This is a genomic window from Pseudomonas sp. S5F11 (genome assembly GCF_019641515.1).
Taxonomy (GTDB): Bacteria; Pseudomonadota; Gammaproteobacteria; order Pseudomonadales; family Pseudomonadaceae; genus Aquipseudomonas; species Aquipseudomonas rhodesiae.
The window spans coordinates 4246960-4261377 of sequence record NZ_JAIFJZ010000001.1; the positions used below are offsets into that span (position 1 = coordinate 4246960).

Below are 14418 nucleotides of genomic sequence, written 5' to 3' on the forward strand. Positions count from 1 at the left end.
AGCCTTGTGATCCGTGTACTGGTAGCCGAAGACCACACCATCGTCCGTGAAGGCATCAAGCAATTGATCGGCCTGGCCAAAGACCTGCAGGTGGTGGGAGAGGCGAGCAATGGCGAGCAGTTATTGGAGACGTTGCGCCACGTCGCCTGTGAGGTGGTGCTGCTGGACATCTCCATGCCGGGCGTCAATGGCCTGGAAGCGATTGCGCGGATTCGGGCATTGAACAACCCGCCGGCGATCCTGGTGCTGTCGATGCATGACGAAGCGCAGATGGCCGCGCGGGCCTTGAAGGTCGGCGCCGCCGGCTACGCCACCAAGGACAGTGATCCGGCGTTGCTGCTGACGGCGATTCGCAAGGTAGCGGCCGGTGGGCGCTATATCGACCCGGACCTGGCGGACCGGATGGTCTTCGAAGTCGGCCTCACCGATGCCCGCCCACTGCATTCATTGCTTTCGGAGCGCGAGTTCTCGGTGTTCGAACGCCTGGCGCAGGGCGCCAATGTCAATGACATCGCCCAGCAACTGGCCCTCAGCAGCAAGACCATCAGCACCCACAAGGCGCGCCTGATGCAGAAGCTTAATATCACCTCCCTGGCCGAGCTGGTGCGGTACGCCATGGAACACAAGCTTCTGTAGCGGCATATCTATTTGCGACACCCCGCAAAACCGCGCCGCACCCATTCTTGTCGCTTGCAGCGGGGTTCTTGCCGCCGCACTGTCCAGTGCCCGCCATCGGTGTAGGGCGATCCCTACCCCCAGCCTTCCAACCGGCTGATGAGATTCTCTCCTGGCCCCCGATTTCCGGGGCCTCGCCCCTGGACTACGCTTGTGCCACAGCAGTCCAAAATAAAAGGTGCGGGTATGAGCGAGGTGGATTCAAATGATGTGCTGGTCAGCTTTCGTGGCGTGCAGAAGAGCTACGACGGCGAGAACCTGATCGTCAAAGACCTCAACCTGGAGATCCGCAAGGGCGAGTTCCTCACCTTGCTCGGGCCTTCAGGGTCGGGCAAGACCACCAGCCTGATGATGCTCGCCGGCTTCGAAACCCCGACCGCCGGTGAGATCCAGCTGGCCGGGCGCTCTATCAACAACGTGCCGCCGCATAAGCGCGATATCGGCATGGTGTTCCAGAACTACGCGTTGTTCCCGCACATGACCGTCGCCGAGAACCTGGGGTTCCCGCTGTCGGTGCGCGGTTTGAGCAAGACCGACATCAGCGAGCGCGTCAAACGCGTGCTGAGCATGGTCCAGCTCGACGCCTTCGCCCAGCGCTACCCGGCGCAGCTCTCCGGCGGTCAGCAACAGCGCGTGGCCTTGGCCCGAGCGCTGGTGTTCGAACCGCAACTAGTGCTGATGGACGAACCCCTCGGCGCCCTCGACAAACAACTGCGCGAACACATGCAGATGGAGATCAAGCACCTACACCAGCGCCTCGGTGTGACCGTGGTGTACGTGACGCACGACCAGGGCGAAGCCTTGACCATGTCCGACCGCGTTGCGGTGTTCCACCAGGGCGAGATCCAGCAGATAGCCGCGCCGCGCACCCTGTATGAAGAGCCGAAGAACACCTTCGTGGCTAACTTCATTGGCGAAAACAACCGTCTCAACGGTCGCCTGCACAGCCGCAGCGGCGAACGCTGCGTGGTGGAGCTGGCGCGGGGCGAGAAGGTTGAGGCGCTGGCGGTGAACGTCGGCCAGGTCGGCGGCCCGGTGACGTTGTCGGTGCGCCCGGAGCGCGTCAGCCTCAATGGCTCCAGCGAAAGCTGCGTCAACCGCTTCTCGGGGCGTGTGGCGGAATTTATCTACCTGGGCGACCACGTGCGGGTGCGCCTGGAAGTCTGCGGCAAGACCGATTTTTTTGTGAAACAACCGATCGCCGAGCTGGACCCAGCCCTGGCAGTCGGCGACGTGGTACCGATTGGCTGGCAAGTCGAGCACGTTCGCGCACTCGACCCACTTCTAGAGGCGAATTGATCGCCCCCATGGCTTCACCAACCCTGCACGTGGAGAGAACAACAATGTTGAGATCCCTGAAGTATTCGGCCCTGGCAATTGGCTTGATGGGCGCAACGCACGCCATGGCCGGCCCGGACCTGACCGTCGTGTCATTTGGCGGCGCGAACAAGGCGGCACAGGTCAAGGCCTTCTATGCACCGTGGGAAAGCGCGGGCAACGGCAAGATCGTCGCCGGTGAGTACAACGGTGAGATGGCCAAGGTCAAAGCCATGGTCGACACCAAGAGCGTGTCCTGGGACCTGGTGGAAGTGGAGTCGCCGGAACTGTCCCGCGGTTGCGACGAAGACATGTTCGAGCCACTGGACCCGAAACTGTTCGGCGACAGCGCGAACTACGTGAAGGGCGCGATCCAGCCGTGCGGCGTGGGCTTCTTCGTTTGGTCGACGGTGTTGGCCTACAACGCTGACAAACTGGCCTCTGCGCCAACCAGCTGGGCGGATTTCTGGGACACCAAGAAATTCCCGGGCAAGCGCGGCCTGCGCAAAGGCGCCAAGTACACCTTGGAATTTGCATTGATGGCCGACGGCGTCGCACCCAAAGACGTCTACAAAGTGCTGGCCGGCAAAGATGGCCAGGATCGTGCGTTCAAAAAGCTCGATGAACTCAAACCGTCGATCCAGTGGTGGGAAGCCGGCGCGCAACCGCCGCAGTACCTGGCCTCTGGTGACGTAGTGATGAGCTCGGCCTACAACGGTCGTATCGCCGCCGTGCAGAAAGAAAGCAACCTGAAAGTGGTGTGGAACGGCGGTATCTACGACTTCGACGCCTGGGCCATTCCAAAAGGCCTGGCCAAGGACCGCGCCGAAGCGGCGAAAAAATTCATCGCCTTCTCGGTTGCGCCGCAGCAGCAGAAGACCTACTCGGAAAACATTGCCTACGGCCCAGCCAACACCCAAGCCGTACCGCTGCTGGCCAAGGACATCCTCAAGGACATGCCGACCACCCCGGAGAACATCGCCAATCAGGTGCAGATCGACGTGAGCTTCTGGGCTGATAACGGTGAGCAGCTCGAACAGCGCTTCAACTCCTGGGCTGCGAAGTAACACCGCATAACCCTGTGGGAGGGGGCTTGCCCCCGATGATGGCGACCCAGTCGATACATGTGTTGACTGAACCTCTGCCATCGGGGGCAAGCCCCCTCCCGCAAGGGATTTCTTGTGTGTGAAAGATTGCATTCATTTTCAAGATTCGGAGTCAGCCATGGCCATCGCCGTTCCCTCGAACGAGGTCAACAGCCCCACCCTCAAGCAGCGCCTGGCGCGTGCCGAGCGGCTCAATCGCTGGAAAGCCCAAGCGTTGATTGCGCCGCTGGTGCTGTTCCTGCTGTTGGTGTTTCTGGTGCCAATCGTCGCATTGCTCTACAAAAGCGTCGGTAACCCAGAAGTGGTAGGCGGTTTGCCGCGGACCGTGGTGGCGGTGAAAACCTGGGATGGGCGTGGTCTGCCGGGCGAACCGGTGTATCAGGCACTCAGCGAAGATTTGGGCGAAGCGCGCAAAAATCAGACCCTGGGCGATCTGTCCAAACGCTTGAACATGGAACTGGCCGGCTATCGCAGCCTGCTGACCAAAACCGCACGGGCGCTGCCGTTTACCGAAGTGCCCGGGTCTTATAAAGAGGCGTTGGAAAACCTCGACGAGCGCTGGGGCGACCCGGCGTACTGGCAGGCGATCCGGCGCAACACCAACAGCTTTACGCCGTTCTATCTGCTGGCGGCGGTGGATCACCGCATCGATGACCTCGGCGAAGTGGCTCCGGCCACCCCGGATCAGGCGATCTACCTGGATATCTTCGCCCGTACGTTCTGGATGGGCCTGGTGATCACCGCCATCTGCTTACTGCTGGCGTACCCGCTGGCGTACCTGCTGGCCAATCTGCCGGCACGCAAAAGTAACTTGTTGATGATTCTGGTGCTGTTGCCGTTCTGGGCCTCGATCCTGGTGCGGGTGGCGGCGTGGATCGTGCTGCTGCAATCCGGCGGGCTGATCAACAGCGCCCTGCTGAGCATGGGGCTGATCGATAAACCCCTGGAGTTGGTGTTCAACCGCACTGGGGTCTACATCTCCATGGTGCACATTCTGCTGCCGTTCATGATCCTGCCGATCTACAGCGTGATGAAGGGGATCTCGCCAACCTACATGCGCGCGGCGATTTCCCTGGGCTGCCACCCGTTCACCAGTTTCTGGCGCGTGTACTTCCCGCAGACCTACGCCGGCGTCGGCGCCGGTTGCCTGCTGGTGTTCATTCTGGCGATTGGTTACTACATCACCCCGGCGCTGCTGGGCAGCCCGAACGACCAGATGGTCAGCTACTTCGTGGCCTTCTACACCAACACCAGCATCAACTGGGGCATGGCCACGGCACTGGGCGGCTTGCTGCTGCTGGCGACCGTATTGCTGTACCTGATCTACAACCGGCTGGTCGGCGCCAGCCGCCTGCGCCTGAGCTAAGGAGACCTTGCGATGCTGAGCCCTTATATGTCACCGGTGGAACGGGTGTGGTTTTACAGCTTGCGGATTCTCTGCGGCCTGATCCTGCTGTTTCTGATACTGCCAGTGCTGGTGATCATCCCCCTGTCGTTCAACAGCGGCAGCTTTCTGGTGTACCCGCTGCAAGGCTTCTCTCTGCACTGGTACCAAGATTTCTTCGCCTCGGCGGAGTGGATGCGCGCCCTGAAAAACAGCATCATCGTCGCCCCGGCGGCCACGGTGCTGGCCATGGTCTTCGGCACCTTGGCGGCCATCGGCCTGACCCGCGGCGACTTCCCCGGTAAGGCGCTGGTGATGGCTTTGGTGATTTCGCCGATGGTCGTGCCGGTGGTGATCATCGGCGTGGCCAGCTACCTGTTCTTCGCGCCGCTGGGCCTGGGCAATAGCTTCTTCTCGCTGATCGTGGTGCATGCGGTGTTGGGTGTGCCGTTCGTGATCATCACCGTGTCGGCCACTTTGCAGGGCTTCAACCATAACCTGGTGCGGGCGGCGGCCAGCCTGGGGGCGTCGCCGTTGACCGCATTCCGTCGGGTGACGTTGCCGCTGATTGCGCCGGGGGTAATTTCCGGAGCGCTGTTCGCGTTCGCCACTTCGTTCGATGAGGTGGTGGTGACGCTGTTCCTCGCCGGCCCCGAGCAAGCGACCTTGCCGCGCCAGATGTTCAGCGGCATCCGCGAAAACCTCAGCCCCACCATTGCCGCGGCGGCGACGTTGCTGATTGCGTTCTCGGTGCTGCTGTTGCTGACCCTGGAATGGCTGCGCGGGCGCAGTGAAAAACTGCGTACTGCTCAGGTGTAAAGTCCAGCGCAGAACCTATGTGGGAAGGGACACGCCTCCTCCCACATAGGTTCTGTGACCATTCAGCCGCTGAATGAAAGACAACCTGTTTCAGTCAGCTACTCTTGTGCCAGCCCATCCATCAAAAAGAGGCCGCGCACATGAGTACTTCCTCATTCAAGATCGCCCACAAACTGCTGACCGGCGCCGGTGCCATCGAGCAACTGGCCGCCGAGCTGACGCGCCTGGATGTGGATAACCCACTGATTGTCACCGATGCCGCACTGGTTCAGTCCGGCACGGTGGCCCTGGCTCTGGAGCATTTGGGCGGGCGCAGCTATGAGATTTTCGACCGCGTAAAACCCGACCCGGAAATCGCCATTGTCGAAGACTGCATGCAGGCGTACCGCGACGGCGGGCACGACGGTTTGATCGGCGTGGGCGGTGGCAGCGCCATCGACATTGCCAAGAGCGTGGCCGCTTATGCCGGTTACCACGGCGCGCTGGAGGATTTGTTCGGTGTTGACCAAGTGCCGCGCAAAGGCCCGCCGCTGATCGCGATTCCCACCACCGCCGGCACCGGCTCGGAGGTGACCAATGTGGCGATCCTCTCCGACAAGGCTGCCCAGTTGAAAAAAGGCATCGTCAGCGATTACCTATTGCCGGATGTCGCACTGATCAGCCCGCAAATGACCCTGACCTGCCCGCGCAGCGTCACCGCCGCCAGTGGCGTGGACGCGCTGGTGCACGCGATCGAATCCTACTTGTCGCTCAATGCCTCGCCGATCACCGATGCCCTGGCCATTGGCGCGATCAAGCTGATCGTCAATGCGTTGCCCAAGGCCTACGCCAATCCGGTTGACCTGAAGGCTCGTGACGACATGGCCACCGCCAGCCTGATGGCCGGCATGGCCTTTGGTAACGCCGGCGTGGGCGCGGTGCATGCCTTGGCGTACCCGCTGGGTGGGCGCTACAACGTCGGTCACGGCGTGAGTAATTCGTTGCTGCTGCCCTACGTGATGCAGTGGAATAAATTGGCGTGTGTCGAACGCATGCGCGACATCGCCGAGGCCATGGGCGTGAATGTGGCCGGCTTGAGTGTCAACGCTGCCGCCGATCAGGCCGTCGAGGCGATGACGCGCCTGTGCGCCGATGTGGAGATCCCCTCCGGGCTGCGCAGTTTCGGGGTAACCGAAGATGCCATCCCTGCCATGGCTGCGGAGGCGGCAGGTATTGAGCGCTTGATGCGCAACAACCCGCGCAAGCTCAGCGCGGCTGACATCGAGAAAATCTACCGGGCCGCCTACTAGCCATTGAGCCAGGTCACGGTGCGCGGGACAAAGCATGAGGTATACAATGCGCGCCATCGTGATTTAGCTCAGAAAAGGTGCGTCATGCAGCCCTTCGTCATTGCTCCATCGATTCTCTCCGCCGACTTCGCCCGCCTGGGCGAAGAAGTGGACAAGGTACTGGCCGCCGGCGCCGACTTCGTCCATTTCGATGTTATGGACAACCATTATGTGCCCAACCTGACCATCGGCCCGATGGTCTGCGCGGCGCTGCGCAAGTACGGCATCACTGCGCCTATCGACGCGCACCTGATGGTCAGCCCGGTAGATCGCATCATCGGTGACTTCGTTGAAGCCGGCGCCACTTACATCACCTTCCACCCGGAAGCCTCGCTGCACGTCGACCGCACCTTGCAACTGATCCGCGAAGGCGGCTGCAAGGCTGGCCTGGTGTTCAACCCGGCGACGCCGCTGGACGTGCTCAAGTACGTGATGGACAAGGTCGATATGGTGTTGCTGATGAGCGTCAACCCAGGCTTCGGCGGGCAGAAGTTCATCCCTGGCACCCTCGACAAGCTGCGCGAAGCCCGTGCACTGATCGACGCCTCCGGCCGTGATATCCGCCTGGAAATCGACGGTGGGGTGAACGTCAATAACATTCGCGAAATCGCCGCTGCCGGCGCTGACACCTTTGTGGCCGGCTCGGCGATCTTCAATGCCCCGGACTATCAGGAAGTTATCGCCAAGATGCGCGCTGAACTGGCGCTGGCGCGTCCATGAGCGGCTTTGAGCAGTTGTTTCCCGGCAAATTGCCACGGCTGGTGATGTTCGATCTGGACGGTACGTTGATCGATTCGGTGCCCGACCTGGCAGCGGCGGTGGACCACATGCTGCTCAAACTGGGGCGCAAGCCGGTGGGCATTGAGGCTGTGCGCGAATGGGTCGGCAACGGCGCGCAGATGCTCGTGCGCCGCGCCCTGGCCAATCACATCGATGCCGAAGGTGTCGATGAGGTCGAGGCCGAGCGGGCACTGGAATTGTTCAACGAGGCCTATGAAGGCAGCCACGAACTTACGGTGGTCTACCCCGGCGTGCGAGACACCCTCAAATGGTTGAGCAAACAGGGCGTGGAAATGGCCCTGATCACCAACAAGCCGGAGCGCTTTGTTGCGCCATTGTTGGACCAGATGAAAATCGGTCGTTATTTCCGCTGGATCATCGGCGGCGATACCTTGCCACAGAAAAAACCCGACCCAGCGGCGCTGTTTTTCGTGATGAAAATGGCCAATATCCCAGCCTCCCAGTCATTGTTCGTCGGCGATTCGCGCAATGACGTGCTGGCGGCCAAGGCGGCCGGCGTGCAGTGTGTGGCACTCAGTTACGGCTATAACCATGGTCGGCCGATTGCCGAAGAATCGCCGACATTGGTGATCGATGACCTGCGACTGCTAATCCCCGGTTGCTTGGGAGCGGGCGCTGAGATAACGTTGCCCGACATCGATCCGTCCCCTTCTGGAAATTCCATCGTGGTGGTCACTCGCAAACTCTGGATGAAAGTCATCAAGGCCCTGGCCCGCTGGCGTTGGCGCGCCTGACTGATCCTGGCCGCACCTGTGCGGCACGTTTGCCTACCTGACTGTTAGACCCTCACACCACGAGGCACCTCATGATCCGTGAAGAATTCCTGCGTTTGGCCGCTGCCGGCTATAACCGCATCCCCCTGGCCTGCGAAACCCTGGCCGACTTCGATACGCCGCTGTCGATCTACCTGAAACTGGCCGACGCCCCCAACTCCTATCTGTTGGAGTCGGTGCAGGGCGGCGAGAAATGGGGCCGTTACTCGATCATCGGCCTGCCGTGCCGCACTGTGCTGCGGGTTTACGACCATCACATCAGCATTACCCACGATGGCGTCGAGGTCGAAAGTCACGACGTAGAAGACCCGTTGGCCTTCGTCGAAGCGTTCAAGGCGCGCTATAACGTGCCGACCATCGCCGGCCTGCCGCGTTTCAACGGTGGCCTGGTGGGGTATTTCGGCTACGACTGCGTGCGCTATGTGGAGCAACGCCTGGGCAAGTGCCCGAACCCCGATCCTTTGGGCGTGCCGGACATTCTGCTGATGGTCTCCGACGCGGTGGTGGTGTTCGATAACCTCGCCGGCAAGATGCACGCCATTGTCCTCGCCGACCCGGCCCAGGCGGACGCGTTCGAGCAAGGCCTGGCCAGCCTCGAAGCCCTGCTGGAAAAGCTGCGGCAGCCGATCACCCCGCGTCGCGGCCTGGACCTCAGCCGTCCACCGGCGGCCGACCCGGTGTTCCGCTCCAGTTTCACTCAGGATGACTACGAGCGTGCGGTCGATACCATCAAGGAATACATCCTCGCCGGTGACTGCATGCAGGTGGTGCCGTCGCAGCGCATGTCCATCGACTTCAAGGCGGCGCCGATTGACCTGTATCGTGCGCTGCGCTGCTTCAACCCGACGCCGTACATGTACTTCTTCAACTTCGGTGACTTCCACGTGGTTGGCAGTTCGCCGGAGGTGCTGGTGCGCGTCGAAGACAACCTGATCACCGTGCGCCCGATTGCCGGCACGCGCCCGCGCGGCGCGACCGAAGAAGCGGATCTGGCCCTGGAAGAAGACCTGCTGAGCGACGACAAGGAAATCGCCGAGCACCTGATGCTGATCGACCTGGGCCGCAACGACACCGGGCGCGTCTCGGAAATCGGTTCGGTCAAACTCACCGAGAAGATGGTGATCGAGCGCTATTCCAACGTGATGCACATCGTGTCCAACGTTACCGGCGAGTTGAAAGCCGGGCTGACCGCGATGGACGCACTGCGGGCGATTCTGCCGGCAGGTACGTTATCGGGGGCGCCGAAGATCCGTGCGATGGAAATCATCGACGAGTTGGAACCGGTCAAACGCGGCGTGTACGGCGGCGCGGTCGGCTATTTCGCCTGGAACGGCAACATGGACACCGCGATTGCGATCCGCACCGCAGTGATCAAGGACGGGGAGCTGCATGTACAGGCCGGTGGCGGAATCGTCGCCGACTCGGTGCCGGCCCTCGAATGGGAAGAAACCCTGAACAAGCGCCGCGCAATGTTCCGCGCTGTGGCGCTGGCCGAACAGACCCCCAATTCCTGAGGTTTCCCCATGTTGCTGATGATTGATAACTACGACTCCTTTACCTACAACGTGGTGCAGTACCTGGGCGAGCTGGGTGCCGAGGTCAAGGTGGTGCGCAACGACGAACTGACCGTGGCTGAAGTCGCCGCGCTGAACCCCGAACGCATCGTGGTTTCGCCAGGCCCTTGCACGCCGACCGAGGCGGGTATTTCCCTCGAAGCGATTAAGTATTTCGCCGGCAAGCTGCCGATCCTGGGCGTGTGCCTGGGGCACCAGTCCATCGGCCAGGCCTTTGGCGGTGATGTGGTGCGCGCGCGCCAGGTAATGCACGGCAAGACCAGCCCGGTGTTTCATAACAATGTGGGGGTTTTTCAGGGCCTGAACCTGCCGGTGACGGTCACCCGCTACCATTCACTGGTAGTCAAACGCGAGACTTTGCCGGAGTGCCTGGAACTGACCGCCTGGACCCAGCTGGAAGACGGCTCCGTCGACGAGATCATGGGGCTGCGCCACAAAACACTGAATGTCGAAGGGGTGCAATTCCATCCCGAGTCGATCCTCACCGAGCAGGGCTACGAGCTGTTCGCTAACTTTCTCAAGCAAAGCGGCGGCACGCGCTAAGGACTTTCCATGGATATCAAGACTGCCCTGAGCCGTATCGTCGGCCATCTGGACCTGAGCACCGCTGAAATGAGCGATGTGATGCGCGAGATCATGACCGGTCAATGCACCGACGCGCAGATCGGCGCCTTTATGATGGCCATGCGCATGAAGAGCGAGAGCATCGACGAGATCGTCGGTGCCGTGTCAGTGATGCGCGAACTGGCGGACAAGGTCGAACTCAAGACCCTCGACGGCGTGGTGGATGTGGTCGGCACCGGTGGTGACGGCGCGAATATTTTCAACGTATCGACGGCTTCGTCTTTTGTCGTGGCGGCGGCGGGTTGCACTGTGGCCAAGCATGGCAACCGTGCGGTGTCCGGCAAGAGCGGCAGCGCCGACTTGCTCGAAGCGGCCGGGATCTACCTGAACCTGACCCCGGTACAAGTGGCGCGCTGCATCGACAATGTCGGCATCGGCTTTATGTTTGCTCAGTCCCACCACGGTGCGATGAAGCACGCAGCCGGCCCACGTAAAGACCTGGGCCTGCGCACACTCTTCAACATGCTCGGCCCGCTTACGAATCCGGCCGGTGTAAAGCATCAGGTGGTTGGGGTGTTCAGCCAAGCGTTGTGCCGGCCATTGGCCGAAGTGCTGCAGCGCTTGGGCAGCAAGCATGTGCTGGTGGTGCATTCCAAGGATGGCCTGGACGAGTTCAGCCTGGCGGCGCCGACCTTTGTCGCCGAGCTCAAGAATGATCAAGTCACCGAATATTGGGTCGAGCCTGAAGACTTGGGCATGAAGAGCCAGAGCCTGCACGGCCTGGCGGTGGAAAGCCCGGCGGCATCGTTGGAACTGATTCGTGATGCTTTGGGGCGTCGTAAGACCGAAAACGGCCAAAAGGCTGCGGAGATGATTGTTCTGAATGCTGGCGCGGCACTTTACGCAGCAGACCATGCCTATAGTCTTAAGGAAGGTGTCGAATTGGCCCACGATGCACTGCACACCGGTCTGGCTCGCGAGAAGCTCGAAGAGCTGGGAGCATTCACTGCCGTATTCAAGATGGAGAATGAAGGATGAGCGTGCCGACCGTTCTGGAAAAGATCCTGGCCCGCAAGGCAGAAGAAGTCGCCGAGCGCCGCGCCCGTGTCAGCCTGGCTGAACTGGAGACCCAAGCGAAAGCTGCGGATGCGCCGCGCGGGTTCGCCAAGGCTTTGATCGATCAGGCCAAAAAGAAGCAGCCGGCGGTGATCGCCGAGATCAAAAAAGCCTCGCCGAGCAAAGGCGTGATCCGTGAGCACTTCGTGCCTGCCGACATCGCCGTCAGCTACGAAAAGGGAGGGGCGACATGCCTGTCCGTGCTCACCGATATCGACTACTTCCAAGGCGCCGACCTGTTCCTGCAACAGGCTCGTGCCGCATGCAAGTTGCCAGTGATCCGCAAGGATTTCATGGTCGACCCGTACCAGATCGTCGAGGCCCGTGCCTTGGGCGCCGACTGTGTGCTGTTGATCGTTTCCGCGCTGGATGACGTGAAGATGGCCGAACTGGCTGCCGTGGCCAAAAGCGTCGGCCTGGATGTGCTGGTGGAAGTGCACGATGGCGATGAGCTGGAACGTGCGTTGAAAACCCTCGACACACCGCTGGTGGGGGTCAACAACCGTAACCTGCATACCTTTGACGTCAGCCTGGAAACCACCCTCGACCTGCTGCCGCGTATTCCGCGCGACCGTTTGGTGGTGACCGAAAGCGGCATCCTCAACCGCGCTGATGTGGAACTGATGGAAATCAGCAATGTGTACTCGTTCCTGGTCGGCGAGGCGTTCATGCGCGCTGAGAATCCAGGGGCGGAGTTGCAGCGCTTGTTCTTCCCGGAGCGCGGTGTACCGGTCAGCGGTTCCACTCTCGATTGATTTGAAACGCGATCAAAGTGGGGAGAGGGGGCTTGCCCCCGATGGCGGCGATTCAGTGGGAGCATCCTTGACTGACATCCCGCTATCGGGGGCAAGCCCCCTCTCACATTTGGGTTTGTGTTTGTTCAGATAGGTAGGTGCTCGTTGATCCAGCCAGTGTCGATGCGTGTTGAATCAGGTCTTGCCGCGGAGCAAGCCTTATTGGCCGCCGTTTGCGCGGGTGAGCAGCCGTTTGGGTTGTTGTTCTGGCAGCCCAGCGATCAGGCATTGGTGATGCCACGCCGCTTGAGCAGATTGCCTGCTTTCGATGTCGCCAGTCGCGTGTCTGCGGATGCCGGTTGGCCGGTGCTCTTGCGCGAAACTGGCGGCGAACCGGTGCCGCAGTCCAGCGCTACGGTCAACATTGCGCTGGTCTATGCACCGCCACGTAGCGAAGGCGATCAGAATCGCATCGAGACCGGTTACCAGCGTTTGTGCCAGCCGATCTGCGATCTGTTGATGGAGTTGGGCGGCGACGCCTCCGTCGGGGAAATCGAAGGTGCCTTCTGCGACGGTCGTTACAACGTCAACCTCAATGGCCGCAAAATGGTCGGCACCGCCCAACGGTGGCGTCAGAGCGGCGGCCGCCCGGTAGGGTTGGTGCATGGGGCGTTGTTACTGGAAAACGATCGCGAAGAACTGATCGCGGCGGTCAATCGCTTCAACCAAGCCTGTGGTCTGGAGCAGCGAGTTCGTGCCGACCGTCACATCGCCTTGCATGAGGCGTTCCCTGCGCCGGATGCCATTAGTCGATTGGATACGCTGTACCGTCAGATGCTGGCCAGCTTTATGCCTGTCTAGCGAGTGCCGAACACCACCATCGTCTTGCCTTTAACGTGCACCAGGTTGCGTTCTTCCAAGTCCTTGAGTACGCGACCGACCATTTCCCTTGAACAACCGACAATGCGCCCGATTTCCTGGCGCGTGACTTTAATCTGCATGCCATCGGGGTGGGTCATGGCATCCGGCTGCTTGCACAACTCCAGCAGGCAACGGGCCACGCGCCCGGTGACGTCGAAGAACGCCAAGTCGCCGACCTTGCGCGTGGTGTCGCGCAGGCGTTGGGCAATCTGGCCGCTGAGGGCGTAAAGAATATCGGGATCGTGTTGCGCCAGTTCGCGGAATTTAGCGTAACTGATCTCCGCCACGTCGCATTCCACCTTCGCGCGCACCCAGGCGCTGCGTTCCTGTTCCTTGCCGGCTTGTTCGAACAGGCCCAGTTCGCCGAAAAAGTCCCCGGTGTTGAGGTAGGCAATGATCATTTCCCGGCCATCTTCATCCTCGATCAGGATGGTGACGGAACCCTTGACGATAAAGAACAGCGTTTCGGAACGCTCGCCGGCACAGATGATGTTGTGCTTGGCCGGATAACGTCGGCGTTGGCAGTGCATCAGCAACTTGTCGATGTTCTTGATCTTGGGTATGGGAGTAAGGGCAACCATGGTTGTATCCCGAAAAGGCGTCGCAAAGGGGTTGGCGTTGTTGTATGCAGCGTATCGGCACAGAGACAAGCTGGATAAAGTGTGGCAATGAGCCATCGATTTGACGCCAGCTTAACAGACACATTCTGACTCGATTAGGGAATTTACCGAGCAAACCCTGTTATCGATTCACTTTCATGGGATGCACTGCCGTGATCGGCCCCTGTGCTAAGCTGGCGGCCCTTTTTAAGCAGTGGAGTCTGGGCGATGAAGGCACGCATCCAATGGGCGGGCGAAGCCATGTTCCTCGGTGAGTCGGGCAGTGGCCATGTGGTGGTCATGGATGGCCCGCCGGAAGCCGGTGGCCGTAACCTGGGTGTACGCCCGATGGAAATGCTCCTGCTGGGTGTAGGTGGTTGCAGCAATTTCGATGTGGTCAGCATCCTGAAAAAATCCCGTCAGGCCGTAGAAAGCTGCGAAGCCTTCCTGGACGCCGAGCGCGCCAGCGAAGATCCGAAGGTCTTCACCAAGATCCATATGCACTTCGTGGTCAAAGGCCGGGGGTTGAAAGAGGCTCAGGTCAAACGTGCCATCGAATTGTCGGCCGAAAAATACTGCTCGGCGTCGATCATGTTGGGCGCGGCCGGTGTGGCCATTACCCATGATTACGAGATCGTCGAGTTGGGTTGATAACCCGTCGACCAAAGAAAAGGGCGCTTTGAAAGCGCCCTTTTTTGCGTCTGCCG

At 60.7% G+C, this 14418-nt stretch carries 15 protein-coding genes; 14 read left to right on the plus strand and 1 reads right to left on the minus strand.

The genetic code is table 11. The annotated features are described in order from the left end of the window. The first annotated feature begins 6 nt into the window (after positions 1–6). The 13 genes from K1567_RS19105 (at position 7) to K1567_RS19165 (ending at position 13052) form a co-directional block, all read left to right on the plus strand. Positions 7–636, plus strand: coding sequence for a response regulator transcription factor (locus K1567_RS19105; protein ID WP_034101058.1), 630 nt, complete (start codon positions 7–9; stop codon positions 634–636). 225 nt (positions 637–861) lie between these two features. Continuing rightward, entirely contained in the window at positions 862–1974 is a 1113-nt protein-coding gene (locus tag K1567_RS19110) for an ABC transporter ATP-binding protein (protein WP_034101057.1), read from the plus strand. A gap of 44 nt (positions 1975–2018) precedes the next feature. Further along, positions 2019–3059 (plus strand): ABC transporter substrate-binding protein, encoded by a 1041-nt coding sequence (locus K1567_RS19115; protein ID WP_034101055.1) that lies wholly within the window; start codon positions 2019–2021, stop codon positions 3057–3059. Positions 3060–3216: 157 nt separating this feature from the next. Beyond that, a complete protein-coding gene (locus K1567_RS19120) occupies positions 3217–4464 on the plus strand; it encodes an ABC transporter permease (RefSeq protein WP_220698776.1) in 1248 nt (415 codons plus the stop codon). Between the two features lie 12 nt (positions 4465–4476). Then, on the plus strand, positions 4477–5301 hold the full coding sequence (locus K1567_RS19125; protein ID WP_034115270.1) for an ABC transporter permease: 825 nt from the start codon (positions 4477–4479) through the stop codon (positions 5299–5301). 140 nt (positions 5302–5441) lie between these two features. Beyond that, positions 5442–6590 (plus strand): iron-containing alcohol dehydrogenase, encoded by a 1149-nt coding sequence (locus K1567_RS19130; RefSeq protein ID WP_034101051.1) that lies wholly within the window; start codon positions 5442–5444, stop codon positions 6588–6590. An 84-nt stretch (positions 6591–6674) separates the two neighbouring features. Further along, the gene (rpe, locus tag K1567_RS19135) at positions 6675–7349 is read left to right on the plus strand and encodes a ribulose-phosphate 3-epimerase (RefSeq protein ID WP_034101050.1); all 675 of its coding nucleotides are present in this window, start codon (positions 6675–6677) and stop codon (positions 7347–7349) included. Then, positions 7346–8164 (plus strand): phosphoglycolate phosphatase, encoded by an 819-nt coding sequence (locus K1567_RS19140; protein WP_034115269.1) that lies wholly within the window; start codon positions 7346–7348, stop codon positions 8162–8164. Before rpe ends, K1567_RS19140 begins: the two co-directional genes overlap by 4 nt. A gap of 71 nt (positions 8165–8235) precedes the next feature. Further along, on the plus strand, positions 8236–9717 hold the full coding sequence (trpE, locus tag K1567_RS19145) for an anthranilate synthase component I (protein ID WP_034101048.1): 1482 nt from the start codon (positions 8236–8238) through the stop codon (positions 9715–9717). Positions 9718–9726: 9 nt separating this feature from the next. Next, positions 9727–10320 (plus strand): aminodeoxychorismate/anthranilate synthase component II, encoded by a 594-nt coding sequence (locus tag K1567_RS19150; RefSeq protein ID WP_220698777.1) that lies wholly within the window; start codon positions 9727–9729, stop codon positions 10318–10320. 9 nt (positions 10321–10329) lie between these two features. Further along, positions 10330–11379: an anthranilate phosphoribosyltransferase gene (trpD, locus tag K1567_RS19155; RefSeq protein WP_034101045.1), complete on the plus strand. Its 1050-nt coding sequence runs from the start codon at positions 10330–10332 to the stop codon at positions 11377–11379. Next, positions 11376–12212: an indole-3-glycerol phosphate synthase TrpC gene (gene trpC, locus K1567_RS19160; protein ID WP_034101044.1), complete on the plus strand. Its 837-nt coding sequence runs from the start codon at positions 11376–11378 to the stop codon at positions 12210–12212. Before trpD ends, trpC begins: the two co-directional genes overlap by 4 nt. Positions 12213–12356: 144 nt before the next feature. Next, the gene (locus tag K1567_RS19165) at positions 12357–13052 is read left to right on the plus strand and encodes a lipoyl protein ligase domain-containing protein (protein WP_034101042.1); all 696 of its coding nucleotides are present in this window, start codon (positions 12357–12359) and stop codon (positions 13050–13052) included. Here the strand turns inward: K1567_RS19165 and crp are convergent. Next, positions 13049–13693, minus strand: a complete 645-nt coding sequence (gene crp / locus K1567_RS19170; RefSeq protein ID WP_034101041.1) for a cAMP-activated global transcriptional regulator CRP — start codon at positions 13691–13693, stop codon at positions 13049–13051. The two genes, K1567_RS19165 and crp, sit on opposite strands and share 4 nt — an antisense overlap. A gap of 246 nt (positions 13694–13939) precedes the next feature. Between crp and K1567_RS19175 the strand changes: the two genes are divergently transcribed. Further along, positions 13940–14362, plus strand: coding sequence for an OsmC family protein (locus tag K1567_RS19175; protein WP_034101039.1), 423 nt, complete (start codon positions 13940–13942; stop codon positions 14360–14362). Positions 14363–14418: the final 56 nt, after the last annotated feature.

Excerpts from the sequence above, each read along its gene's own strand:
- K1567_RS19110 (WP_034101057.1), top strand. The coding sequence starts at position 862 with ATGAGCGAGGTGGATTCAAATGATGTGCTGGTCAGCTTTCGTGGCGTG.
- K1567_RS19115 (WP_034101055.1), top strand. The coding sequence starts at position 2,019 with ATGTTGAGATCCCTGAAGTATTCGGCCCTGGCAATTGGCTTGATGGGC.
- K1567_RS19120 (WP_220698776.1), top strand. The coding sequence starts at position 3,217 with ATGGCCATCGCCGTTCCCTCGAACGAGGTCAACAGCCCCACCCTCAAG.
- K1567_RS19125 (WP_034115270.1), top strand. The coding sequence starts at position 4,477 with ATGCTGAGCCCTTATATGTCACCGGTGGAACGGGTGTGGTTTTACAGC.
- K1567_RS19130 (WP_034101051.1), top strand. The coding sequence starts at position 5,442 with ATGAGTACTTCCTCATTCAAGATCGCCCACAAACTGCTGACCGGCGCC.
- rpe (WP_034101050.1), top strand. The coding sequence starts at position 6,675 with ATGCAGCCCTTCGTCATTGCTCCATCGATTCTCTCCGCCGACTTCGCC.
- K1567_RS19140 (WP_034115269.1), top strand. The coding sequence starts at position 7,346 with ATGAGCGGCTTTGAGCAGTTGTTTCCCGGCAAATTGCCACGGCTGGTG.
- trpE (WP_034101048.1), top strand. The coding sequence starts at position 8,236 with ATGATCCGTGAAGAATTCCTGCGTTTGGCCGCTGCCGGCTATAACCGC.
- K1567_RS19150 (WP_220698777.1), top strand. The coding sequence starts at position 9,727 with ATGTTGCTGATGATTGATAACTACGACTCCTTTACCTACAACGTGGTG.
- trpD (WP_034101045.1), top strand. The coding sequence starts at position 10,330 with ATGGATATCAAGACTGCCCTGAGCCGTATCGTCGGCCATCTGGACCTG.
- trpC (WP_034101044.1), top strand. The coding sequence starts at position 11,376 with ATGAGCGTGCCGACCGTTCTGGAAAAGATCCTGGCCCGCAAGGCAGAA.
- crp (WP_034101041.1), bottom strand. The coding sequence starts at position 13,693 with ATGGTTGCCCTTACTCCCATACCCAAGATCAAGAACATCGACAAGTTG.
- K1567_RS19175 (WP_034101039.1), top strand. The coding sequence starts at position 13,940 with ATGAAGGCACGCATCCAATGGGCGGGCGAAGCCATGTTCCTCGGTGAG.